19 protein-coding genes and 1 tRNA gene are annotated in these 23,214 nt (G+C 57.2%); 10 read left to right on the top strand and 10 right to left on the bottom strand.

Annotated features, from left to right (window positions below; all coding sequences use genetic code 11):
• The first annotated feature begins 143 nt into the window (after positions 1-143).
• Genes oppB through oppF form a run of 4 tightly spaced genes read left to right on the top strand, consistent with a single transcriptional unit; the run spans position 144 to position 4,006 of the window.
• Positions 144-1,064, top strand: a complete 921-nt coding sequence (oppB, locus tag L991_RS04025) for an oligopeptide ABC transporter permease OppB (protein WP_028449965.1) — start codon at positions 144-146, stop codon at positions 1,062-1,064.
• A 10-nt stretch (positions 1,065-1,074) separates the two neighbouring features.
• Entirely contained in the window at positions 1,075-1,989 is a 915-nt protein-coding gene (locus L991_RS04020; RefSeq protein ID WP_047392542.1) for an ABC transporter permease, read from the top strand.
• A 9-nt stretch (positions 1,990-1,998) separates the two neighbouring features.
• Positions 1,999-2,994 carry an ABC transporter ATP-binding protein gene (locus L991_RS04015; RefSeq protein WP_047392540.1) on the top strand — a complete coding sequence of 332 codons (996 nt, stop codon included), beginning with the start codon at positions 1,999-2,001 and terminating at the stop codon, positions 2,992-2,994.
• Positions 2,984-4,006, top strand: a complete 1,023-nt coding sequence (gene oppF / locus L991_RS04010) for a murein tripeptide/oligopeptide ABC transporter ATP binding protein OppF (RefSeq protein WP_052190581.1) — start codon at positions 2,984-2,986, stop codon at positions 4,004-4,006. Before L991_RS04015 ends, oppF begins: the two co-directional genes overlap by 11 nt.
• 104 nt (positions 4,007-4,110) lie before the next feature.
• Here oppF and L991_RS04005 read toward each other — a convergent pair whose 3' ends face one another.
• The 5 genes from L991_RS04005 to L991_RS03985 form a co-directional block, all read right to left on the bottom strand.
• Positions 4,111-4,494, bottom strand: coding sequence for a nuclear transport factor 2 family protein (locus tag L991_RS04005; protein WP_197053797.1), 384 nt, complete (start codon positions 4,492-4,494; stop codon positions 4,111-4,113).
• Positions 4,495-4,770: 276 nt separating this feature from the next.
• Positions 4,771-6,741 (bottom strand): hypothetical protein, encoded by a 1,971-nt coding sequence (locus L991_RS04000; RefSeq protein WP_052190580.1) that lies wholly within the window; start codon positions 6,739-6,741, stop codon positions 4,771-4,773.
• A 3-nt stretch (positions 6,742-6,744) separates the two neighbouring features.
• Positions 6,745-7,167, bottom strand: a complete 423-nt coding sequence (locus L991_RS03995; protein WP_052190579.1) for a GtrA family protein — start codon at positions 7,165-7,167, stop codon at positions 6,745-6,747.
• Positions 7,167-8,438, bottom strand: a complete 1,272-nt coding sequence (locus L991_RS03990) for a mannosyltransferase family protein (RefSeq protein ID WP_047392535.1) — start codon at positions 8,436-8,438, stop codon at positions 7,167-7,169. Before L991_RS03990 ends, L991_RS03995 begins: the two co-directional genes overlap by 1 nt.
• Before the next feature lie 72 nt (positions 8,439-8,510).
• Entirely contained in the window at positions 8,511-9,455 is a 945-nt protein-coding gene (locus L991_RS03985; RefSeq protein ID WP_047392532.1) for a glycosyltransferase family 2 protein, read from the bottom strand.
• A gap of 430 nt (positions 9,456-9,885) precedes the next feature.
• Between L991_RS03985 and L991_RS03980 the strand changes: the two genes are divergently transcribed.
• Positions 9,886-13,728: a phospholipid carrier-dependent glycosyltransferase gene (locus L991_RS03980; RefSeq protein WP_047392530.1), complete on the top strand. Its 3,843-nt coding sequence runs from the start codon at positions 9,886-9,888 to the stop codon at positions 13,726-13,728.
• Between the two features lie 108 nt (positions 13,729-13,836).
• Here the strand turns inward: L991_RS03980 and L991_RS03975 are convergent, their stop codons facing one another.
• Positions 13,837-14,220, bottom strand: coding sequence for a YidB family protein (locus L991_RS03975; RefSeq protein ID WP_047392527.1), 384 nt, complete (start codon positions 14,218-14,220; stop codon positions 13,837-13,839).
• Positions 14,221-14,448: 228 nt separating this feature from the next.
• Here L991_RS03975 and L991_RS03970 point away from each other — a divergent pair, with 228 nt between their 5' ends.
• The 3 genes from L991_RS03970 (at position 14,449) to L991_RS03960 (ending at position 18,431) form a co-directional block, all read left to right on the top strand.
• Complete coding sequence (locus tag L991_RS03970; RefSeq protein WP_028449954.1) at positions 14,449-15,672, top strand: HD-GYP domain-containing protein; 1,224 nt, start codon at positions 14,449-14,451, stop codon at positions 15,670-15,672.
• 32 nt (positions 15,673-15,704) lie between these two features.
• The gene (gene pap, locus L991_RS03965; RefSeq protein WP_047392524.1) at positions 15,705-17,207 is read left to right on the top strand and encodes a polyphosphate:AMP phosphotransferase; all 1,503 of its coding nucleotides are present in this window, start codon (positions 15,705-15,707) and stop codon (positions 17,205-17,207) included.
• A 144-nt stretch (positions 17,208-17,351) separates the two neighbouring features.
• On the top strand, positions 17,352-18,431 hold the full coding sequence (locus tag L991_RS03960) for a hypothetical protein (protein WP_028449952.1): 1,080 nt from the start codon (positions 17,352-17,354) through the stop codon (positions 18,429-18,431).
• A 6-nt stretch (positions 18,432-18,437) separates the two neighbouring features.
• On the opposite strand, the gene L991_RS03955 is transcribed toward L991_RS03960, so the two are convergent.
• A complete protein-coding gene (locus L991_RS03955) occupies positions 18,438-19,268 on the bottom strand; it encodes a class II glutamine amidotransferase (RefSeq protein ID WP_047392521.1) in 831 nt (276 codons plus the stop codon).
• Between the two features lie 83 nt (positions 19,269-19,351).
• Between L991_RS03955 and L991_RS03950 the strand changes: the two genes are divergently transcribed.
• A complete protein-coding gene (locus L991_RS03950; protein WP_047392519.1) occupies positions 19,352-19,756 on the top strand; it encodes a hypothetical protein in 405 nt (134 codons plus the stop codon).
• A gap of 74 nt (positions 19,757-19,830) precedes the next feature.
• Here L991_RS03950 and L991_RS03945 read toward each other — a convergent pair whose 3' ends face one another.
• The 3 genes from L991_RS03945 to L991_RS03935 all read right to left on the bottom strand — a co-directional run bounded on the left by L991_RS03945 (position 19,831) and on the right by L991_RS03935 (position 23,059).
• Positions 19,831-20,622 (bottom strand): enoyl-ACP reductase, encoded by a 792-nt coding sequence (locus L991_RS03945; RefSeq protein WP_028449950.1) that lies wholly within the window; start codon positions 20,620-20,622, stop codon positions 19,831-19,833.
• 48 nt (positions 20,623-20,670) lie between these two features.
• The gene (locus L991_RS03940) at positions 20,671-21,687 is read right to left on the bottom strand and encodes a folate-binding protein YgfZ (RefSeq protein WP_047392516.1); all 1,017 of its coding nucleotides are present in this window, start codon (positions 21,685-21,687) and stop codon (positions 20,671-20,673) included.
• 91 nt (positions 21,688-21,778) lie between these two features.
• Entirely contained in the window at positions 21,779-23,059 is a 1,281-nt protein-coding gene (locus L991_RS03935; protein WP_047392513.1) for an AsmA family protein, read from the bottom strand.
• Positions 23,060-23,140: 81 nt separating this feature from the next.
• On the opposite strand from L991_RS03935, the gene L991_RS03930 reads away from it, so the two are divergent.
• Positions 23,141-23,213: transfer RNA gene (locus L991_RS03930), tRNA-Asn, on the top strand.
• Position 23,214 lies beyond the last annotated feature (1 nt).

Here is a 23,214-nt window from a genome sequence, read left to right as displayed (position 1 = left end):
ATCCTGCGCAAAGTGTGGGGCACGCCAAGCCGTTACAACAGTAGGGTGCCCGCGCGTTGTTGAAGCTGCCTTCGGGCCGTCTTGCCATCGCTATCAAGGGATGGATTAACCCGCCTTGCGGGAAACGTTTTTGGAGTTTCACTATGTGGTCTTATGCGCTACGTCGCCTACTGGCAACGATCCCGACCATGTTGGCGGTGATTACCGTCTGTTATCTGCTTTTGCATGCCACGCCGGGCGGCCCGTTCGATACCGAACGCAAAGTGTCCGAAGCCGTGCTGGCCAATCTGAATGCCAAATACCATCTGGATTTGCCGCTGTGGCAGCAATACCTGTACTACCTCAAAGGCTTGGTGCAGGGCGATCTGGGGGCTTCTTTCCGTTATGCCGACTGGTCGGTGAACGAGCTGGTGGCTGCGGCCTTGCCGGTATCGCTGACCATCGGTGGTGTCGCCATGGTGCTGGCGCTGATTATCGGCGTGGCGCTGGGCGTAACTGCCGCACTGCGCCAGAACAGCATCGTGGATTACTTTGTGATGTTGCTGGGCAATGTTGGCAGTGCCGTGCCATCGTTTGTGATCGGCCCAGTGCTGGTGCTGATTTTCGGCGTGTGGCTCAAATGGCTGCCGGCCGGCGGCTGGCAAGGCTTTCAGCTCACCTATATGGTGTTGCCGATTGCGCTGCTTACCGTGATTAATATGGCCACCATTGGCCGGGTGATGCGCGGTAGCCTGATCGAAGTGCTGAACAGTAACTTTATCCGTACCGCCCGCGCCAAAGGCTTGCCGATGCACACCATCATTCGTCGTCATGCGCTCAAACCCGCCATGCTGCCGGTGGTGTCGGTGATGGGCCCACTGACGATTTCTTCGATTGCCTCGGCGGTCGTGACCGAAACCGTGTTTTCGCTGCCGGGCTTGGGCAAGCTGATTGTGAATGGTGCGTCAAACCGCGATTACACCCTGGTGTTGGGGCTGGTGGTGCTGGTTACCGTTTTTGCCGTGCTGCTAAACCTGATCGTTGATCTGGTGTATGCCGCCCTTGATCCGAAGATTCGCTACTAAGGGGGCCGCCATGAATCAAGAAAAAAACCAAGCTATTTTGCAGGCCGCCGCCGAGGCCGTAGCCGCGCCGCAAATCGCCAGCCGCAGCCCGTGGGCCGATGCGCGCCGCCGCTTTTTACGCAATAAAGCGGCCGTTGTCAGCCTGATCTTGCTGTCGCTGATTGCGCTGGCCTGTATTTTTGGGCCGATGTTCCTGCCGCATCAATTTGATACCACTGACTGGGATGCGATGGGCCTGGCGCCAACCTTGCACAATATGCACCTGTTCGGTACCGACGAAATGGGGCGCGACTTGCTGGTGCGCACGCTGATCGGCGGGCGGATTTCGCTGTTTGTCGGGCTGATGGCTACGCTGGCCTCGGTGACTTTGGGGATTTTGTGGGGCGCCACCGCTGGTTTTCTCGGTGGGCGGGTCGATAGCATCATGATGCGGATCGTGGACATGATGTATGCCGTGCCGTACCTGCTGATCGCCATTCTGATGGTGACGCTGCTGGGCCGCGAGTTTTATCTGGTGGTACTGACCATCACCGTGTTTAGCTGGATGGACATGGCCCGCGTGGTGCGGGGACAAACGTTGTCGCTGAAATCGAAAGAATTCATCGAAGCGGCGCGCTGTATCGGGGTACCGGTGCATAAGCAGATCTTGCGCCATATCGTGCCTAATCTCTTGGGCATTGTGGTGATCTACACGACGATTACTGTTCCCGGCGTGATTTTGACCGAATCGGTGCTGTCTTTCTTGGGCCTTGGGGTGCAAGAGCCGATGACCAGCTGGGGGGTGTTGATCCATGATGGCGCGGCCGTGATGGAAAACACGCCATGGATGTTGTTGTTCCCCGGTGTCATGCTGAGCTTGACGCTGTATTGCGCCAACTACATCGGTGACGGGATGCGCGATGCGCTCGACCCGAAAGATCGCTAAGGAAAGACCATGACATTATTACGAGTGAATAATCTGGGCGTGGATTTTGCCACGCACGATGGCCTGGTTAGCGCGGTGAACGGGGTGTCGTTTGAGCTGGATCGCGGCCAGACCTTGGGCATCGTGGGGGAATCGGGCTCTGGTAAAAGCCAGACCGTGCTGGCCATGATGGGGCTGTTGGCTAAAAACGGCCAGGCCCGCGGCGAAGTGCTGTTTGAAGGGCAAAACCTGCTGGGAATGTCGACGCGCGAGCTTAACCGCATTCGCGGTAATCGCGTGGCGATGATTTTCCAAGACCCGATGACCTCGCTCAACCCGTATCTGACCGTGGAACGGCAGATGACCGAGGTGCTGGAGCTGCACAAAAACATGACCCGCCGCGCGGCCAAAACCCGCGCCATCGAGTTGCTGGAAGCGGTGAAAATCCCTGAAGCAGCGCGCCGCGTGGATATGTATCCGCACGAGTTTTCAGGCGGGATGCGCCAGCGGGTAATGATTGCCATGGCCTTGCTGTGCGAACCGGAAGTGCTAATCGCTGATGAGCCCACCACGGCGCTGGATGTGACGGTGCAGGCGCAGATCATCACCCTGATGCAGGAATTGCAGCGCGATTTCGGCACCGCGATTGTGATGATTACCCACGATCTGGGCGTCGTCGCCGGCCTATGTGACCGGGTGATGGTGATGTACGGTGGCCGCGTGATGGAGCAGGGCAGCGCTGAGCAAATTTTCTATCAGCCTACCCATCCGTATACCGTGGGCCTGTTGGGCGCCTTGCCACGGCTGGATCACGATGGCGATACGCTGGTGTCGATTCCCGGTAATCCGCCCAATATGGCGCATATGCCTGCCGGCTGTGCCTTCTGCGAGCGCTGTACGCTGGCTGAGGCTCGCTGCCATAGCGAACGCCCGGCCTTGCAAACGCTGGAAGGCGGCATCTTGCGTGCCTGTCACAAAACATTGGCCGAAGTGAGCCAGCTGAAGGAGATGAGCCATGTCGGTTGAAACCGCAACTGTGGCCGAGCGCCAACCCATCCTGTCAGTGCGCGATCTGAAAGTGCACTTCAAGGTAAAGCACGATAAAGGCTGGCTGCCGTCTACCCGCACGCTCAAAGCCGTGGATGGGATTTCCTTTGATCTGTATGCCGGCGAAACTCTGGGGATCGTCGGCGAATCGGGCTGTGGCAAATCAACCCTGTCGCGCGGCATTTTGAATCTGATTCCGGCCACCGGCGGCGAAATCGTCTGGCTTGGGCGCGAGCTGCACAAAGCCGGCGCCAAAGAATGGCAAGCGGTGCGGCGCGAAGTGCAAATGATTTTCCAGGATCCGCTCGCCTCGCTTGATCCACGCATGACCGTGGCGCAAATCATCGCCGAGCCGCTGCACACGCATTACCCCGAGCTGGGTAAAGACGAAGTGATGCGCCGCGTGCGCGCGATGATGCAACGCGTGGGCCTGACCGAGCAGCAAATTAACCGCTATCCGCACGAATTTTCGGGTGGCCAATGCCAGCGGATCGGCATTGCCCGCGCGCTGATTTTGCAGCCCAAACTGATTATTTGTGACGAGCCGGTGTCGGCGCTGGATGTGTCGATTCAGGCGCAAATTATCAATTTGCTGAAAGAATTGCAGCAGGAAATGGGCTTGGCGCTGATTTTCATCGCCCACGATCTGGCGGTGGTGAAGCATATTTCCGACCGGATTTTGGTGATGTATCTGGGCCGCGAAATGGAGCTGGCTGAAAAACACGCGCTGTACGATCAGCCCAAACATCCGTACACCAAAGCACTGCTGTCGGCGATTCCGATCCCCGACCCTGAGCTGGAGCGCAAGAAAACCATCCAGATCTTGCAGGGGGATTTGCCATCGCCGATCAATCCACCATCAGGCTGTGTTTTCCGCACCCGTTGCCCGCAAGCCCAGCCGCTGTGCGCCGAGCAGCAACCACAATTGCGCGCGGTGAATGCCCGCACCCAGGTGAGCTGCCTGCTGGCCACTTCGGAGCAAGTGGCCTGAGTTTGAGCGAAAGTCGCAGCAAAATAAAAACCACCTCAGCGTACTGAGGTGGTTTTTTTATGGCTCAATGCGATTAGCCAGTTGGGCGGTGAGCCGACAGTGCTTTAGCTGATGTCAGTGATTTTGCCGATCAGCCCATCCCAAAATTCGAATTCAGAACGGCCGGAGAAATTGAGAATTTGCCCTTGTTGCAGGCCGTTGGGCAGGTCGCTGGCGACGACGGCGTGAAAGGCGATGTGCGCATGGGCAACGCCATCCAGGATTTCGAATGCTTCAATCCGCTGTTGTCTGGCTGAGAACAGGGCCAGCGATTGCTGGGCCAGCTGTTTGAGTGCCTCAATCCCTTCTGTACTGGCATTGACCACGCCGCCCGCGATGTTTTTGAACTCCACCTGTGGATGCATGCACGAGAGCATGGCATCAATATCCATGCGGTTATAGGCGTCGATATAGCGATCGACCAGTGCGCGAATTTCATTGGGTTGCAATTGGCACCTCCGTGCAGGGCTTGGTAGCGTGAGTGTTTGAGGGTACATCACTGATGCTACACGGGTTTTGCATGGCATTTTTTGCGTGCACTGAAGGCAATTGCAAGTGCCAATATAGGTGTGGGACGCGTTTTGTGGTGGGGTCGAGCAAGGCCAATAGTGCCGTGATATCCGCCGTTATCTCACTCAATTTATCGCTGGCGATGAGTGCCGAATGTACTGGGTATTGCTCTGTAGGCTAATTTCATCAACCTTTTTCGGGCAATACCCCTTGAGTTACTCAGCAGCTGTCGACGAGCTTGATCGGGCGCGGGCGGAGACCGCCAGAATCTGCACTGCGCCATTATCAAAGATCACCGGATACGCGCCAAATAGACTGTTCAGTGCCGGATAACGGCCGCGCTCGAAATCGCTAACGTAGATATAGTCCACCTGATATTGCGCCAGCAGCGCGGCGCGGCGGGCGGGGTCTTGGTACATCGCGGCGACATCGTCATGGCGCTGCTTGGTATTCAGGCCATGGAAGAACAAATACGTATCGGTGCCCACTACGATATTGCGGCCGGTGAGGGCGGCGACGGTGTTGTTGTGATTGTCGGCGGTGATAAACATCGCGTTGGCCGGGGTGCGGGCCACAATAAACTCGGCCGCTGCCACATGCGCGCCGCTGTAGGCGTTGTAGTTCGACACCCACTCGCGGGCAAGGGTGAGCGCACCCGAGATCGTGCCCAGCACAAGGCTCAGGACCAAGATCGCCGCCGCCCACAGATAGCGCTGCTGCAGCCGCCAGCGGCGGTACAGCGTGATGATTAGCGCGCTGGCAGTGATAGTGGCGAACACATACCAGATGTAAAACAGCTTGTTGTTATCGTACAAATTGGGTTGAAAGATCAGCACTTCGGCCACCAGATAAATCAGCGCCGGGCCAAATTGTAGCCGGGCCAGATCGCTATCCAGCAAACCGCCCAGCTGGCTGCGCCAGCGGCTGTGCGCCAGCAGTGCCAAGGCCGCCAGCCAAGCCAGATACACCACACCGATGTTTTTCAGGTAAAACCACAGATAGGGGTCGATTTTGAGTTCGTTCACCCAATTGAGATGCCAGTGCACAAAGCCGCCACCGGCAGTGGCTTGCGGGAAAGTCCAATACAGCAGCTGCCCAATCGCCACGGCAATCGCTGGCAGCCCATACCAGCACCAATCAGCAATCACCGTTAGCCATTGCTGCCGGCGCACGACCAGATCCACCCCGAGCCAGCCGAGCGAAATCAGGCCAATAGCCATAAACGAGTGGGTATGGATCATCGGCAGCAATCCCACCAAGGCTCCGGCGAGGATACCCCACCCCCGTTTATCGGCGCCGCTGGCGCGGGTAAAGCGTAGCAAGCTCCACAGTGTAAACAGCGCCACTGACCAGCCAGCCATGGTGGTCCGTTGCGGGATGATCATATCGGCGATCACGTTCGACCAGCGGATATTCATCTCATTGTAATTGGTGGGAGTTTTGTAAAACTCGGTCAGAATCTGCCCGAAGGTGTACTCATGCCAGCCAAAGAAATAGATAAACCCCAGCCCGCCATTCAGGAAAAACAGCAGGGTTGCCAGCTCGGTGGCGCGGCGGTCTTTGCTCACCTCCAGCGCCAGCAGCATAAAACACGCCACAATCAGCGCGCACATCAGTAGCGATGGCAGCAACAGCGCCCAGCGCAGCGGTAAGCCCAGCTGCAAGAGCGACGAAGACACCAGATTCACCAGAAACGGATAGCTCAGGCGCTGGCCGGGCAAAATGCTGTAATCGGGCGGGAAAACCTGCTGATGCGCCAGCGAGGTCACCATGCCCATATGCATTTGCAGATCGCCAAAAGTGGATTGGCCGACATCCAGGCCGGCCGGGCTGGGCTGAATCAGATGGGTGTGCAGCAGATAGGCCATCAGCAGCAGCAAAGGCAGCCCCAGCCACAGCAGGCTGCGCGCTAGGGCTTGATAATCCAGTGCCGGATTAGCCGCCAAGGGCTTGGCCTGCAGGGCCAAACCCGCCGCCAGGCCGAGTGACAGCGCCAAGCCCAAGCCATGCGCCAGTGGGGTAAAGCCCAGCAGAAAGGCAAAGGGCACTGGCGCCCACATCAGCGCGACTGTCGCCAAGACCAATCCCGCAGTGATGCGTACCCACAGCGGGTGCGTAGCCAATAAACGCTGACTGGCGTATTGCCAGCCGCCCAAATGCAAAATGAAATACAGCAGGGCCAACATGATTTAATCCGATGAAACAGAGGAAGCGGCGCGGAAAGTCCAGCAGCGGTTGCCGATGAAATTCCACACCAGACATAGGGCGGTGGTGAGCAGCTGGGCCGGCCAATAATGCAGCCCCCAGTGGGTAAAGCCGGCCATCAACGCGGTATTGAGCAAGAGCCCAATGCCGGCAATGACATAAAATTTCACCAGCGCGCTGCGGTGGGCGGTTTGCTCACGCTGGGCCTGAAAGGTAAAGCGGTAATTGAGTGCGTAATTAAGCAAGGAGCTGACGGCATAGCCCACGCCCGAGGCCGCGGCCGCGCGCCAGCCCAGCGCCTCGACCCCGAGCCACAAAATAGCGTATTGCAGCAGCGTTGCTACCGCGCCTACCGAGGCGAACGCCCCAAACTGGCGTGCCACTGCGGCCAGTGAAAACCCGCGCATCAATACACCCATCCACGAATAAACAGATAAATCGCCAAACTTAAAAGCCCGGCCAACGCGGGCTCCAGCCAGCGCCGGCGCGCGGGCGTGGCCCACATGGCCAAGAGTACCGCCAGCGGAAACAGCACCGACATATAACGCGGGCCGGATAAGAGCCAAGTGGGCGAAAACGAAATCACCGTATACACCAGCGCATAGGCCTGAATACTGGCCGGCAGGCGCCGCCGCCCCCAGGCCAAGAGCGCCAGTGCCCCGGCAAAACAGATTAGCGTAGGCAGCCAGATGCCAAACACCATATTGTGCGTATCGGTGAGCATGCCTTGCCAGATATTGGCGATGTTTTGCGCGAAAAAGCCAAAATCTTGCTGCCAGTTGGTTTTCTGCGCGATGCGAAACTGCCAGGCATTGCCAAAAATATGCTGGTTTAGCCACAGATAGCTGGCAAAGCCGCTGGCGGTGCCGATGAGTGCCAACAGGCGTTGCCACAGGGCAATCTGCTGCCGCTGCCGCCAGGCTTCGATAGCAATTGGCACTAACAATAAAATACCCTGATTGCGTGTGAGGGCGGCCAGGCCACCCAGCACGGCCACGCTATACCAGTCACCGCGGCGCAGGCGCCAAATGCAGCTGACGGTCAGCAAGAGAAACAGGCTTTCGGTGTAGGGCGCGCCATAAAAAAAGCTAAATGGAAACAGCGCCAGATACAGTACGCTACGCTGGGCCAGCTCGGCGTCGTGGGTTTCGTCTTCCACCCAGCGATACAGCACCAGAGAGGCCACGGTGAAACACAAAATCGATACCAGCGTGGCGGCAGCAAAAAAGTCGCTAGTCAGCAGCGCGCCCAGCCGCACCAGCCACGGGTAAAGCGGATAAAACACGATATGCAACGGGTTTTGCGGCGCGGTATAGCCAATTTCGGCGAGGGACAAATAATGCGGTGCATCCCATTTGGCCCAAATGTCATCCAGACTTGGCCAGAAACCGACATATTGGCCGCTCGTGCCCATGGCGCTCATATGAAACGCCCAGCCGAGCAAATACACCGCCAGCCGTATGCCCAGCGCCAGCAAGGCAATCTGCAGCAGTGGGTGGCTGCACCAGCGCGACGCGCCAAGCTCAGCCCGGCGGGGTAGGCTCATTCGGGCCGAGCGCCATAAGGCTTGCGCGCGGCGGGGTAGTAGGCCGCTGGCCTGGGCTAAACGCCAGCCTAAATGCAGGCTCAGTGCCAGCAGTGATAATGAGGCAACAATCGTAATCAGCGTGTGCAGCATGGTGGTGGCTCCAGCAGCAAGGGCGCAGAAAAAACCAGCGGGCGCGCCGCTGGTTGCTAGGTAGAAAAGGGCTTATTCCTGCTCGGGAAAGCCCAGACGGTCTTGCACGATATACAGTGGCCGGCGTTTGATCTCGTTGTAAGTGCGGCCCACGTATTCACCCAGAATACCGATGCACAGCAGCTGCACCCCACCCAAGAACAGAATCGCCACCATAATCTCGGCCCAACCTGGCACCCAGTGATCCGTAGTTAAGCGCACGACCAGAGTATTGATAATGCCCACCAGCGCAAAGAACGATGAAATCAAGCCTAGCGTTACTGCCAGCCGCAGCGGCTTGGTCGAGAACGACATAATCCCGTCGGTGGCAAAGCGCACCATTTTGCGCAGCGGATATTTGCTCTCGCCGGCAAAGCGCTCGGCGCGGCGGTAGGGTAGCGCCACTTGTTTGAAACCCACCCAGCTCACCATGCCGCGAATAAAGCGGTCGCGCTCGGGCATGGCTTTGAGTACATTCACCACTTTGCGATCCATCAGGCGAAAATCACCGGTATCCAGCGGAATCGGCACATCCGATAAACGATTCAGCACCCGGTAAAAAGCGCGCGCGGTAATCAGCTTAAATGCCGATTCGCCCGGGCGATCGACGCGAGTGCCATACACCACGTGATAACCGGTGCGCCACAGCGCGATCATTTCGCTGATGACTTCAGGTGGATCTTGCAGATCGGCGTCAATCAGCACCACGGCATCGCCGCTGGCAGCGTCAATCCCGGCGGTTACGGCCGTTTGGTGGCCGAAATTGCGCGCAAACCCAACGACGCGGATTTCTGGATTGGCTTGTTGCGCGGCGGTCAGTAATTCGCGGGTGCGATCTTTGCTGCCGTCATCGACAAAAATAAACTCCACCGCCATATCGCTGACGGTTTGGCGAAATTGCGCCAAGCGGCGCAGGGTTTCCCCAATTACTTCTTCCTCGTTGTAGCAAGGAATAACCACCGAGAGCAGTTGCTGCATTTTCCATCCTCCATCCGCAGGGCTGGCCGATGGGCGCAGGCGGCGGTTTTTTTGTAGTGTTGGCTGGTTTAGGTACAAGCCATTTTGGCTCAACCTTACATCATGCCGCCCAGCTTGAAAACCCCGCGGCGGCGGCTTTGTGGGGTGTCTCTCGATAAATGGTATTGCTATGCAAAATGGATGATGCGAATACGCCACAAAGCTTGATAAATAAACGCTTTAGCGCTTGCTGATATTCAAAATGTAATGCTGCTTTGCAGCAATGGCGGCAGGGCTTGTAGCGGCTGGATTTGTAAGAAAACCGCAGTGTGATTTGCACTACTGAGGCAGATGAATGGGCTGCGGGGGCCGCGGATCGGCGCTAGTCGTAAGGAAACAGACCCGTTATAGTGCAGCCTTGCCCAAACCCTGTTTTGATCGAGTTTTTGCTATGTCGCTGCCCAGCTTGCGCACCACCGCGTGCAAACAATGGATTTGCCAGTTCTGGCTGCTGTGCCTGTGTGTCTTGCTTGGCGCGCCCGTCTGGGCCAGCGGCGAATTACTGAAAAACGCCAGTGCCGAAGACAGCAGCCCTTCGGGTGGTGCGGCTGGCTGGACTTTCGATCACTGGACGCAGGGTGAGCCTAAAAGCACCGCTAGCCGTGATGAAAGTGTGTTTGTCAGCGGCAAAGCGGCACTGAAAATCAGTCTGCCGCAGGCCGATGACGGCAAGCTGGTGCAAACCGTGCCGGTGAAACCCGACACCTGGTACCGCATTAGTGCCAAGATCAAAACCGAAGGGGTGCCGGCCGATGCCGTGGTCGGGGCCAACCTCAGTATTGTCGATGCGATGGATCATTCGCCCGATCTGAAGGGCGATCAAGACTGGCGCGCGGTGGAAGTGTGGGCTAAATCCGGCCCCGAGCAAAAAGAGATCAAGCTGGCGCTGCGGCTCGGTTTTTATGGCAGCCTGACCACGGGTACGGCCTGGTTTGACGACATCAGCATGAGCGAAGGCACGCCCGGCGAAGGGGCCAAAGTCATCAGTATGACTCCCCCTCCCGCTGCGCCTGCCGCTGCGGCGCCGGCTACAAATACGGGTGGGGTATTGTCGGCAAGCGCAATCATGATGATCGTTATTGCGCTATACCTTGTGGGGGCATGGTATTTGCTGCAGCAACGCAATCGTCTGCAAGCGCGTTTTGGCCAGCCGGTGCAAGGCCGCTGGCCGGCGGTGAAATTGGCCCCGGCTTTATTGCTGATTGCCGCGGTGGTGCTCATCAAAGCGTATTGGGCCGGCAGCTACCGCGGGCATTCGTATGATATTGGCACTTTCAGCGCCTGGGCCTTTGATATGTACCAGCGCGGCTTTAGCGGCTTTTACCGGCCGGGCTATTTTGCCGATTATCCTCCCGGCTATATCACCGTGCTGGGCGGGGTAGGGGCGCTGGCCAACTGGTTCTCGTTCGGCTACGACACGCCGGCGTTTCTCACGCTGCTGAAAATACCCTCCATGCTGGCTGATGTGGCTGGCGCGCTGTTTTTGCTGTATGTCGGGCGCAAAGATGAACAAGTGCAGCCGCTGGCCTTGGTGGCAGCACTGTTGTGGTTGCTCAATCCGCTGGCGATTGTGACCTCGGCCTTCTGGGGGCAGGTGGATAGTATCTTCACGCTGATCTTGGCCGCTTCGCTGCTGATGCTGGAGCGCCGGCGCATTTTGCTGGCTGCCGCGCTGTATGCCGTGGCAGTACTGTTTAAGCCGCAAGCCTTGCTGGTGGGGCCGATTGCGCTGATCGGTTTGCTACTGGTGCGTGATGTACCCCTGCAGCTCAAAGCCGTGGGCGTGGCCGTGGCGACCTTTATTGTGCTGTCGCTACCATTTACGATTTCGCGCCCACCGCTGTGGATTTTCAGCCTGTATGGCGGCACGCTGGCCAGCTACGACTATCTGACCGTCAATGCCTTTAATCTGTATGCGATTTTTAATGGCAACTGGTTGCCGAACGACACCTTATTCCTGGGGGTACGGGTTGGGCTGTGGGCTTGGCTGCTAACGCTATCGGCGCTGGCCGCCGTGCTGTATGGCGTGGTGAAAGGCAAGGGCGAAGGCCGCTATCTGTATGGCGCGTTTGCGATCTACCTGCTGTTTTTTGTGCTCGGGCCGAAGATGCACGAGCGCTATCTATACCCGGCCGCCTTTATTGGCCTGACCGCGTTTATGGTGATTCGTGATCGGCGCGTGTTCTGGCTGGCGCTGGGCGCGAGCTTAACCACCTTTGTGAATACGCTGGTAACGCTGGATATTCTGGTGCGCTTTAACAGCACCGGCGTGCCGAATGACAATGTCTTTATGTTGCTGTGCTCGCTGGCGAATGTGGCCTTGCTGGTGCAGACCTTCCGCGTGGGTTATGCGCTGTTTTTCCGGCAGCAAGTGAATGTGCTGGCTGCGCCAGCGGCAGTCGAGCCCGCCGCCGCTGCAACTGCTGCGCTCGATACGCCGCCTGTGGTTAGCGTGCCGCTGGATCCGCCTTTGGCCCCGGTTAGCCGCCGGGCGTGGCTGGCGCTGTTGGGCATTTGTCTGGCCTATAGCGTGGCGGCCTTTACCTATCTGGGCAACCGGCAAGCGCCACAACAATTCTGGAATCCGCCGGCGGCCAGCGATTGGGCGGTGTTTGACTTGGGCCAATTGGCGTCGGTGGGGCAGTTGCAATATCACCATGGTTTGGGCGAGGGTGAATATGCGCTGCAATGGTCGGCCGATGGGCAAAACTGGGTGGCGAGCCCCGGTATTATCGTGAGCAACCGCTTTGCTGAATTACGCTGGCGCAATCTGGATATCAATCTGCCGGCGCGCTATCTGAAAATTGGCCTCAGCACCGGTGCTTTGCAGCTTAATGAGATTGCCGTGCGCGATCAGCAGAAAGCCCAGCTGCCGCTCAAGCAGATTAGCGGCCCAAGTGACGCGGTGGCGCTGATTGATGAGCAAGATAAAACCGTGGCGATCTCCACGGCGCTGAATGGTATGTATTTTGACGAGGTCTATCACGCCCGCAGCGCGTGGGAGATTTTGCAAAACATCAATGCCAGCGAAAACACCCACCCGCCGCTGGGCAAAATCATCATCGCCATTGGCGTGGCGATTTTCGGCATGAATCCATTTGGTTTCCGCGTGATGGGTACGCTGTTTGGGATTGCGATGCTGCCGGTGTTTTTTGGCCTGTCGCGCCGCTTGTTCCGCAGTGAAAACTTCGCCCTGCTAGCCACGGCCTTGCTGGCGGTGGATTTCATGCACTTCACGCAAACCCGGATCGCCACCATTGATACCTATGGCGTGTTCTTTATCTTGCTCAGCAGCTACTGGATGTTGCGCCTGATGCAGCATCAGCCGGCCGCGCACAACTGGCAGTCGGATCTAAAAGCGCTGTTCCTGTGCGGTTTCACCTTTGGTTTGGGCGCGGCCAGCAAGTGGATTGTGCTGTACCACGGCGTGGGGCTGGCTGGCCTGTATGTGTGGAATCTGTGGCGGCAATGGCAGGTGGCCAAAGAGCTGCCGCCAACGCTGCCGGGGCAACGCAATTACGCCAGCTGGGTGCAGCAGATGGTGCTGTATTCGCTGGTGGCCTTTATTGTGGTGCCGGCCATTGTGTATACGCTGGCGTATATCCCGCTGATGAAAGCCACCGGGGAAGGCATTGCCGGCATGCTGGCCAACCAGACCGGCATGTATCAATACCATAGCCAGCTGAAAGCCACGCATCCGTTCAGCTCGTTCTGGTACGAATGGCCAACCATGGTGAAGCCGATGTGGTACTACGGCGGCAGCGAATGGACGGGGCCGCTGAAAGTGTCCAGCATCAGCGCCTTTGGTAATCCAGTGACTTGGTATCTGGGCTCGCTGGCCTTTGTGCTGGCGCTGGTATGGCGACTGGCCTATGTCAGCCACGCCGGCTTTGCCCGCCGCTTTGCGCTGAGCCAAGGCCAGCTCTTGGCGCTGGGCTTTATCCTCGCCGCGGGGCTGACGCAATTCCTGCCATGGGCGCTGATTCCACGCAAACTGGTGTTTATCTATCACTTCTTTGCCAGTGTGCCGTTTATTATTCTGGCACTGGTGTGGTGGCTGCAGCGACTGCAGCTGGATTTCCCGCAGCAAGCCTGGGCCAAGTGGCTGCCATGGGCGACGGTGGCGGTGGCAACGCTGCTGTTTATCGCGTATTTCCCGGTGATTAGTGGCCTGCCGGTGGCGCGTGGCTGGGTCGAGTGGATCGCCAAAGGCCCGATCACCTTGTACTTCTAAGGCTGATTTGTAGCCAATAAAAAACGGCCCGTTTGGGCCGTTTTTTATTGGTGTATTGCCTGCAATCCTATTGATCTTCAGTGCTTCAGGCCTATACCCCACTTGGCTTTAGCCAAAAAGCTTGCCTTTCAGCATATCCAGCCCGGCATTGAGCAAATCATTGCCGGCCGGCAGCTGGCCGTTCGGGGTGAGCTGATCCACCAGTTGCGGCAGCAGATTGCTGATGGTGCCGGCGGCTTGTTCTGGGTCCACGCCCAGTTTGCTGGCCAGATTGGCGACAGTTTCATTGCCTAGCACGGCTTGGATTTGTTCGCTGCTGATCGGCAGGTTTTCCCCGCTGGCAATCCATGATTGGGCGATCTCACCCAGGCCGCCAGATTGGAATTTCTCTACCAGACCACTAACGCCACCTTGCGACTCCAGCAACGATTGCAGCGCCGCGCCTTGTTCGCCTTGCAAAAACTGCCCGGCCAGACTGTCGAATAAACTCATGTACCAACTCCTTGGGTGAGAATGTAGGCAGATACTATAAGCCAACTTTGACAGCTTGATGTCATCTTTGCTGGGTTAATTAATACCGCCGCAGGGTATTTGTTTGTATGTATTACGGATAAATGCGCTGATGCATATACCCTGATTAAAGCTTAACGGCAGGCGGAAAAGCGCGGCAAGGCGGCGCGGGCTAGCCTACACTGCAGGCATAGTCGCAGGTGAGTCGAGATGATCAAAAAAATCCCTTCCGATGCCCTGAAAGTCGGCATGTTCATTCATGATCTGAACGTCGACTGGATGAATCACCCCTTTGTTCGCAATCAATTTGCCGTGGCCGATGACAATGTGATCGCCCAGATCATGGCCACCGGCGTGCGCGAGGTGTATATCGATACCGAGCGCGGTCTGGATCTGGCCGATGCGCCCACGGTGGAAGAAGTGAATGCCGAGCTGGACGCCCAGCTGCTCAAATTAGCCGAAGAGCCGCCGCCGATTATCAAAGTTTCATTCGCCGAAGAGCTCACCCGCGCGCGCAAAATCCACAATCAAGCCACTAACGCGGTCAAAACCGTAATGCGCGATATTCGCCTTGGTAAAGCCATCGAGCTTGAAGGCGTGGCGCAGGTGGTGGAAGACATTACCGAATCAGTGCTGCGTAATAGTGGCGCGCTGGTGGGGCTGGGCGGGATTAAAGACAAAGACGAATACACATTTTTGCACTCGGTGAGCGTCTGCACCTTGCTGGTGACTTTTGCCCAATCGCTGGGTATGGATCGGGAAATGATCCGCCTGGCAGGTACGGGCGGGCTATTGCACGACACCGGCAAAATGAAAGTACCGAATGAAATTTTAAATAAGCCCGGGCGCTTAACCGACGAAGAATTCGCCATTATGCGCACCCACCCCGAAGAGGGCTGGTTAATCCTGAAAGACATCCCGGGCATGGAAGAAATCCCGCTCGAAATTACCCTGCATCACCACGAGCGCATCGATGGTACGGGCTACCCGCACAAACTACCGGGTGATCAGATCAGCCGGATGGCACAAATGGCCGCGGTGGTGGATGTTTATGACGCAATTACCTCCGATCGTTGTTACCACAAGGGCATGCCGGCACCGGAAGGCTTGCGTAAGTTATGGGAATGGAGCAAATTTCATTTCAACCCTGAGCTGGTGCAGGCCTTTATGCGCACGGTGGGGATTTATCCGGTGGGGACGCTGGTAAAGCTGGAATCGAGCCGGCTGGGCGTGGTGATTGAGCAAAACGAAGCCTCCATGCTGCAGCCCAAGGTGAAGGTGTTTTTTAGTTTGAAATCGAATACCTACATTCAGCCGGTGCTGGTGGATCTGGCGCGGCCAATGGGCAAGGGCGGGGCGGATAAAATCGTCGGCCACGAAAACCCGGAAAAGTGGGGTATCAATATCAGCCGCTTCCTCGGCGAGCAAACCTAAACCGCGGACAGGGCTTTACACAAGGAATCTGCATGTTTGCCGCAGCCGAACTCGGGCACAAACTCGATAAAGAACAATACAAACAAGCCGCCGATCAATTGCGTCAGCAGTTGCTCACCATCCAGTTTCAGCTCAAAGAGCGCGGCGACTTTCCGGTGATTATTCTGCTCGGTGGTGTGCCCACGGCGGGACGCGGGCAGGTGGCCAATTTGCTGCTCGAATGGATGGACCCGCGGCATATTGCCACGCACGCCTTTGGCCCTCCGACAGACGAAGAGCAAGCTCGCCCGCCATTCTGGCGCTATTGGCGCGTGTTACCGCCCAAAGGGCAGATGGCGATCTTATTTGGTGGCTGGTATAGCGGCCCAATGTGGAATGAGCTGCATCTGCAGCCCGGCTCGGCCGAATATGAGCACGAATTACTCAAAATCGTCCGGCTAGAAAAAATGCTGGCCGATGAAGGCGCGCTGGTGCTGAAATTCTGGCTGCATCTGCCGCAAGAGCAGCTAAAAAAACGCCTAAAGAAACTCAGTGGCGATGAGCGCACCGCCTGGCGGGTGGATGAAAGCGATCAATGGTTTTTAGAGCATTACGAAGCCATCATGCGCTCGCAACAGGATTTACTCCAGCGCACGAATCTGGCCGATGCGCCATGGCGGGTGATCGAAAGCTCGGATGAGCGCTACCGTGACATCACGGTCGGTACGCATATTTTGCAGGCCATTCAGCATCATATGGAGCGCGAATCAGTGCGGCAAAAACGGGTGGATGCCGCGCCGCTGATGCCATCGATTGATGGTGTGCGCCTGCTGGATAAAATTGCGCTCGATAGCGATCTGGATAAAGCGCGTTATACCGAAGAGCTGGAGGCCCTGCAGGGGCGGCTCTATCGGCTGACGCGCGAGCCGGCTTTTGCCAAGCATTCGGTGGTGTGTGTCTTTGAAGGGATGGATGCGGCCGGTAAAGGCGGCGCCATTCGCCGGATTACCGCTGCGCTGGATGCGCGGCAATACCGCACAATTCCGATTGCCGCGCCCACCGAAGAAGAACGTGCGCAGCCCTATCTGTGGCGCTTTTGGCGGCATTTACCGCCGCATGGGCAGATCACGCTGTTTGATCGCTCTTGGTATGGCCGGGTATTGGTCGAGCGGATTGAAGGCTTTGCCAGCCGCGCCGACTGGATGCGTGCCTATGGCGAGATTAATGATTTTGAAGCGCAGATCAGCGCCGCCAATGTCATTGTGGTGAAGTTCTGGCTGGCGATCAGTAATGAAGAGCAGCTGCGGCGCTTTAAAGAGCGCGAAGCGATTGAATACAAACGCTTCAAAATCACCGCCGAAGACTGGCGTAATCGCGAAAAGTGGGATGCCTATATCGAAGCGGGTAGCGATTTGATCGAGCGCACCGGCACGGCGCTCGCCCCGTGGGAAGTGATTGGCGCCAATAATAAATACCATGCCCGCTTGGCCGTATTGCGCCATTTGTGCGAGCGGATCGAGGCGGCCATTGCGCCACATAAGGGCAAAAAGAAATAAGCCACTCCATGCGTTTGTCCTATCCGCGGCCGGCTTGTATGCCGGCCGTTGGCATTGGCGGCGGCGCTTCACACCACACCCCCTGTAATCCGTTCCCGCTTTAGCAGCCCGCACGGTAGAATAGGCGCTCAACAGGAGGGCCTTGTGGCGGATTGGAGCATCTGGAAAACGCTGGAAGAATGGCGGAGCAAGCGGCATGAGCTTGATCCGGTCTTTGCACGCGCGGGCGTGGCGCCCGAGCTGGAAACCCTAGCGAACCGGATTGCCATTGATCTGCGCCGCTCGCCACCGACTAAGCCTTTGTTGTCGGGTGAGACTGATCGCGATGATAAGGCCATGTCGATGTATTTCGAGGCCTATTACCAGCATTTCGACGAACCTTTGTACAAGGTTGAATCGCTGGTGCGCATGCCCTGGGTGCCCGAGGCAGAGGCCAGTGGCCGCGCGATTTTGGCCGAAGTAGAGCGCATTCGCAAAGAGATGCGCACGCATCCGGGTACGCATCCGCCATTCGAGCCGCTGGATCAACTAATTCAGCATTATTTGCGCCTGGATGATCCTGATCTTAATCTGCCCACCGATGTCTTGGCGCAACGGCGCAATCAATTGATCGACATCGCGGGCTATCCGCTCTTGGTGCAGCACACCATCAAAACCCCCTATGACGACAGTATTCCACCGCTGTCCAGTCCGGCGTTTCGCGATCAGCTGCACGAAAAAATGCAGCAATATCTGGATCAGCCGTGGCTGCATTGCCGGGTGATTACTCAATGGTATTTAAGCTTGGCGCTGGATGCGGCGCTGGCGCATAAAAAGCATGATGCCACCGATGATGCGCGCATTCGCAGTATGCTCAAACGGCGTTGGCCAACGGCGTCGGTGCTGTTTCCCGAGCTTGAGCACATTGATCAGGTTTGGTACTTGCTGCTGGCGCTGGGCGCGATTGTGACGCTGCTGATGGAGCTGTGGTGGTTCGCGGTGCCGCTCTTGCTGTGGCTGAATCTGTCGGTGGGCGGGCATCGGCGTGAACATAAAGAAATGGAAACGCGCCGCGCCCAGCTGGTGTCGCGGGCGCAAAGCCTGAAAAAAGCCCGCGACCGCTTTTCGCACCAGCAGCTGCCGCTAGAGCGGCTGGCGCCGATTTTGCGGCAGCTGGATGAGCAGGGTGAATATTTTGATGATCGCGTTTTCGCGCTGATCGCGCTGCATCAATACACTGGCTAAAGTCGCTTAGCAGACTGCAGGGGTATTGCTTGCAGCGTTATCATTGGTGCGCGGTGTGGGCTTATACGCGATAGGGTATGCGATCTGCCCTTCGACAAACATCAGTAAATCACCATTCTGCAGCGCATACCATTGCTCATTGTCAGTCAGCGGCTCGGTGGCGATCATGGCCACCCGATCATTCGGGCTGGTTTCCAAAGAAAAATCCACCGCCATATCGGTGTCGCACAAATGCGCGCGAGTAAATGGCGCCTGCCGGATCAGAAAGTGCAGCTTGGTGCTGCAATGGGCAAACAGCGTTTTGCCGTTGGAAAGCAGGTAATTAAACGTGCCGCCGGCGGCCAGCTGTGCGCTTAACTCCTGCAAAGTGGCGTACAACACCTCGGCCGGCGGGCAACTGGCAAAGCGCTGTGCCAGCTCATTCATCAGCCAGCAAAATGCCTGCTCGCTATCGGTGCTGCCAATCGGCATAAACCGTGATGACACCGGCGCCGGAATGTGGGTGAGATTGCCGTTATGGGCGAAAATCCAGTTTTGCCCCCACAGTTCGCGCCCGAATGGGTGGGTGTTGGTGAGGTTGATCTCGCCCTGCGTGGCTTTCCGAATATGGGCAATGACGTTTTTGCTTTTGATCGGATAGGCGCGCACCAGATCAGCCACCGGGCTGCTGCTGGAGGGCAAATAGTCCAAAAATAAGCGGCAGCCTTCGCCTTCAAAAAAGGCAATGCCCCAGCCATCCGAATGCTCGTCGGTTAAGCCGCCGCGGCGGCGAAAGCCTTCGAACGAAAACACAATATCGGTCGGCGTATTGCAATTCATGCCCAGCAGCTGGCACATCATTTAACCCATTGTTCAATAAAGAGAAAAGCGTACAATAAAATCAGCGGTGCCGGCCGGGGCCGGCGGTGCAGGAGTGAGCAATGGCGCTGATTGCAAGCACTGGCTCTAGTATATCTGCCTCCGCGACGCTTGGCAGCGCCGCGCGTGCCGGTGCTGCGCCCAACCGCAGTGAAGATGCGGCCAAAACGCCAGGTTTAAGCGCTGGTCAGCTGCGCTTGCTGAGCCGGATTAGCCAGCTTGATACAGTCCAAGCCATTCCGCCGGGAGCGCTGAGTGCGGGCCCGAGTGTCCGCACCGAGATCTCACTGGCGGCGCGACAGATGCTGGCGAATTCCTGGCTGGATGATGGACTATTGCTAACTGGCGGCAGCGGGCGGAGTCTCGGCGCAGCTAGCACGGCGGCCAATATACCCACTCAGGGTATGGCTGGCAGTGGCCGGATTAGCAAGGCTTTGGGGCTATACATACAGGTGGCTAGTTTCTAGTGCCGTGCGCGCGCAAGAAAAAGCCCGCCAAATAGGCGGGCTTTTTTAACGCTAACAGCGGGTGGTGAGCTGATTTAGTCGGCGGCCGCCAGGGCGCCGGCGCCAATACTAAAGCCAACATCCACGTGCAGCACTTCACCGGTCATGCCTGAACACAGATCCGACAGCAGGAAGGCGGTGACATTGCCCACTTCTTCTTGCGTGACATTGCGTTTGAATGGAGTCGCTTCGGCGGCGCCTTTCAGCAGTTTGCCAAAGTTAGAAATACCTGCGGCGGCCAGTGTTTTGATTGGGCCAGCTGAAACGGCATTCACACGGATTTCTTTGCTGCTACCCAGCGCGGCAGCCATGTAGCGCACATTGGCTTCCAGGCTGGCCTTGGCCAAACCCATCACGTTGTAGTTCGGAATGGCGCGCTCGGCACCCAGATACGACATGGTCACCAGTGACGATTTTTCATTCAGCAATGGGCGCGCGGCTTTGGCCAGCGCGGCAAAGCTGTATGAGCTGATGTCATGGGCGATTTTGAAGTTTTCGCGGGTCACAGCATCGAGGTAATCGCCTTTCAGCGCTTCGCGTGGGGCGAAGCCAATCGAGTGCACCAAGCCATCAAAGCTTGGCCAGTGTTTGGCTAGATCGACAAACAGTTGCTCGATTTGCTCATCGCTACCCACATCACAGGGCAGTACGATGGTGCTGTTGAAATCAGCGGCGAGTTTAGCTACGCGATCTTTCAGGTCTTCGCTGACATAGGTGAAGGCCAGCTCAGCGCCTTCGCGGTGGCAGGCTTGCGCCACGCCATAAGCGATCGAGCGATCAGACAGCAGACCAGTGATCAGAATCTTTTTATTTGCGAGAAAACCCATTGGGCATTGTCCTCGTAATCAACAATCGGGCGATTATAAGCTTAAAAATCAATTCATGGCATAGGGTAGGGGTAAGTTGTGCAGCGCTGGGCCGTCCACGGCGCCCAGATGCAGGCCGTGTTCCAGGCTGGCAATCTGCGCCACTACCAGTACTTCCATCCCACCCGTTGGACTTGGCGCGGCCAGCATAATCTTGCCGCTGGCTTGCCCGTTCATCTCGCTACTAAACACATCCATCCCGGAGGTGGCGATGTCGCTGGCCACCTGCATGCGGAACATGCGGCGTTTCAGTTTGCCCAGATATTGCGTGCGGGCCACGATTTCTTGGCCCGGGTAGCAGCCTTTGGTAAAGCTGATGCCGCCAATCAATTCCAGATTGGCCATTTGTGGCACGAATTCTTCCTGTGTGGCGGCGGTGACCCACGGTACCCCGGCCTGAATTTCGCTGAGCGTCCAGACTGCAGTGCCGGCTGGCGTGGCGCCGGCGGCGCGCAATTGCTCCCACAGCGCGGGTAGCGCGCTGGTTGGCGCCAAGAGCTGGTAACGCTGGTTTTCCAGTGCAATCAGCTGCACATCGCCATGCATCGCACTACTAAATGTGGTCGGTAAGGTACCAAACAGGCCATTCAAGATCGCTTGCGCATGCGGGCCGGCAACGCCAATCTGGCCCAGCTCTTCCACCGTGCTGGCTTTGGTTTTGCTGCGCAGAATAAACATCGACAGGCGTTTTTGCAGTGCGGGCAAAATAGCCTGATCCAGCTGCAACAAATACTCATCGCCGTGGCGGATCACCATAAAGGTGGCTTGCATGCGGCCTTTGGGGGTGGAATAGCTGGAATACTGTACGCCACCTGCCGGCAGGGCGCGGATATCGCTAGAGAGTTGCCCTTGCAGGAAGGGCTGGGTTTCTTCGCCCTGAAAGCGGATTAAGCCAAAATGGCTTAGCGGCGTGATAGTGCAGCCTTGCTGATAAGCCTGCAATTCGGCATTGGCATCGCCAAATGTAGTAATGACATGAGGTTGGTCGGCCGCGCAGAGGGCGCCCAAAGTGGCATACCAGGTCATGGGTCAATCCTGTGGGTAAGCAGTCAAAGATAGATAGATGGGGATGATGGAAGATATTAACACGCCCCGGCGAGCGGGGCGTGGCTGAGACTTACTGGATGTCGCTGGCAGATTCGCTGGCGGGTTTGCTTTCGCCATTATTGGGTACCACCGTACCGGGGCGGTAGGCACCGCCACTGCGTAGCTCCGGCGCGCCCAGTGCGCCGCTCACCTGCAGCTGATTGCTCACGGTAATTGCGCCGGCGGCCAATTGCGAGGCTACATTGCCGGCCAATTTGCCATCGCGGATCAGAATTTCGCCGCGCGAGCGGAATTTACCCGCATCAAGGGTGACGCCACTGAGGCGCACGGCGCTGCCATTTACGGCCAGATTGCCCGAAAGGGTATTAAAGTTGGTTTGGCCGCCACGGCTTTGTATGGTTGGGCTCTGGCTTTTCAGCGGGGTTACCAGATCAAAATTACTTAGCATCCCATCTACCAGCACAAAGCGGGCATTAATCTGCGGTGTTTTGAATAGATCGCTATAGCCGCTGCCCTGATAGCGGAAGTTGGCCTCGGCATTCAGGCGGCCGCTGCTGCGGGTAATCGGGCTAAAGACCTGAATCAGTGGCTCGGCCTGAATATTCTTGCCAAAGAGCTGCCCAGCCAGTTGCCAGCCATTGCTCCAATCCAGCTTGGCATTACCGGTGACGAGTCCGTTGTAGAGATCCGCACGGATGTCGGCAATATCAATCCCTTGGGCGTTGGCGAGGCCAATCAGTTTTAAGTATTCAAACTTCACCGGGTGGCCCAGCGGCAGGGTCCAGCCTTTGGCATTAAATTGCACTTTAAATTGTTCGCCATCGGCCGGCTGCACTTGTAGCTCAGCCAAGCCATCGGCGGTGGTGACGACCAGATCGTCAATCCGGCCATCTGCTTTAAAGCGCAACATGCCATCCACCGGCCCAACCTGCTGTTTATCTAACTGCACGGTGGTTTGTAGTAGATCGACCTTGGCGATGCGCAGGCCTTCGGCCCCCTGCGGTTGCAGTCGTTTAGGCAGCTCAAGCGCGAAAGTGCGCGAAAAATTGGCGCGCTCTAGGCGCACATCGCGCAAATTACTTTGCCAGTTGAGTAGATTATTGAAGGTGACCGGAACTGCAATGGTGCCAATCTGGGCGATTTCCGCCTGATCGAGGATGACATTTTGCAGATGAAACTCAGGTTTCGGGCTGTAATGAAAACTGATCTCACTGACGCTGGCTTTGGTGTTGGTGAGCGCCGAAAGCTTTGATTCAATGTCGGTTTTGAACAGGCTGTAGGGAAAAATCAGTGGCGCAGAAGCCACAATGCCGCCAGTGATGGCCAGCCCAAGCAGAAAATTTTTAGCCATTGGGTTCGCTTTGGTCGATAAATTTATACGGTTTTTCTTGACTAATCCGTCGGGGGTCACTATTATACGCCCCATACCGATTCCCCGATAGCTCAGTCGGTAGAGCAACGGACTGTTAATCCGTGTGTCCCTGGTTCGAGCCCAGGTCGGGGAGC

The sequence above is a fragment of the Chitinibacter sp. ZOR0017 genome, assembly GCF_000799095.1.
In the GTDB taxonomy this organism is placed as follows: Bacteria; Pseudomonadota; Gammaproteobacteria; order Burkholderiales; family Chitinibacteraceae; genus Chitinibacter; species Chitinibacter tainanensis.
Note: the sequence above shows the minus strand (reverse complement) of the source record. Positions and strands in the feature narration are given on the sequence as shown.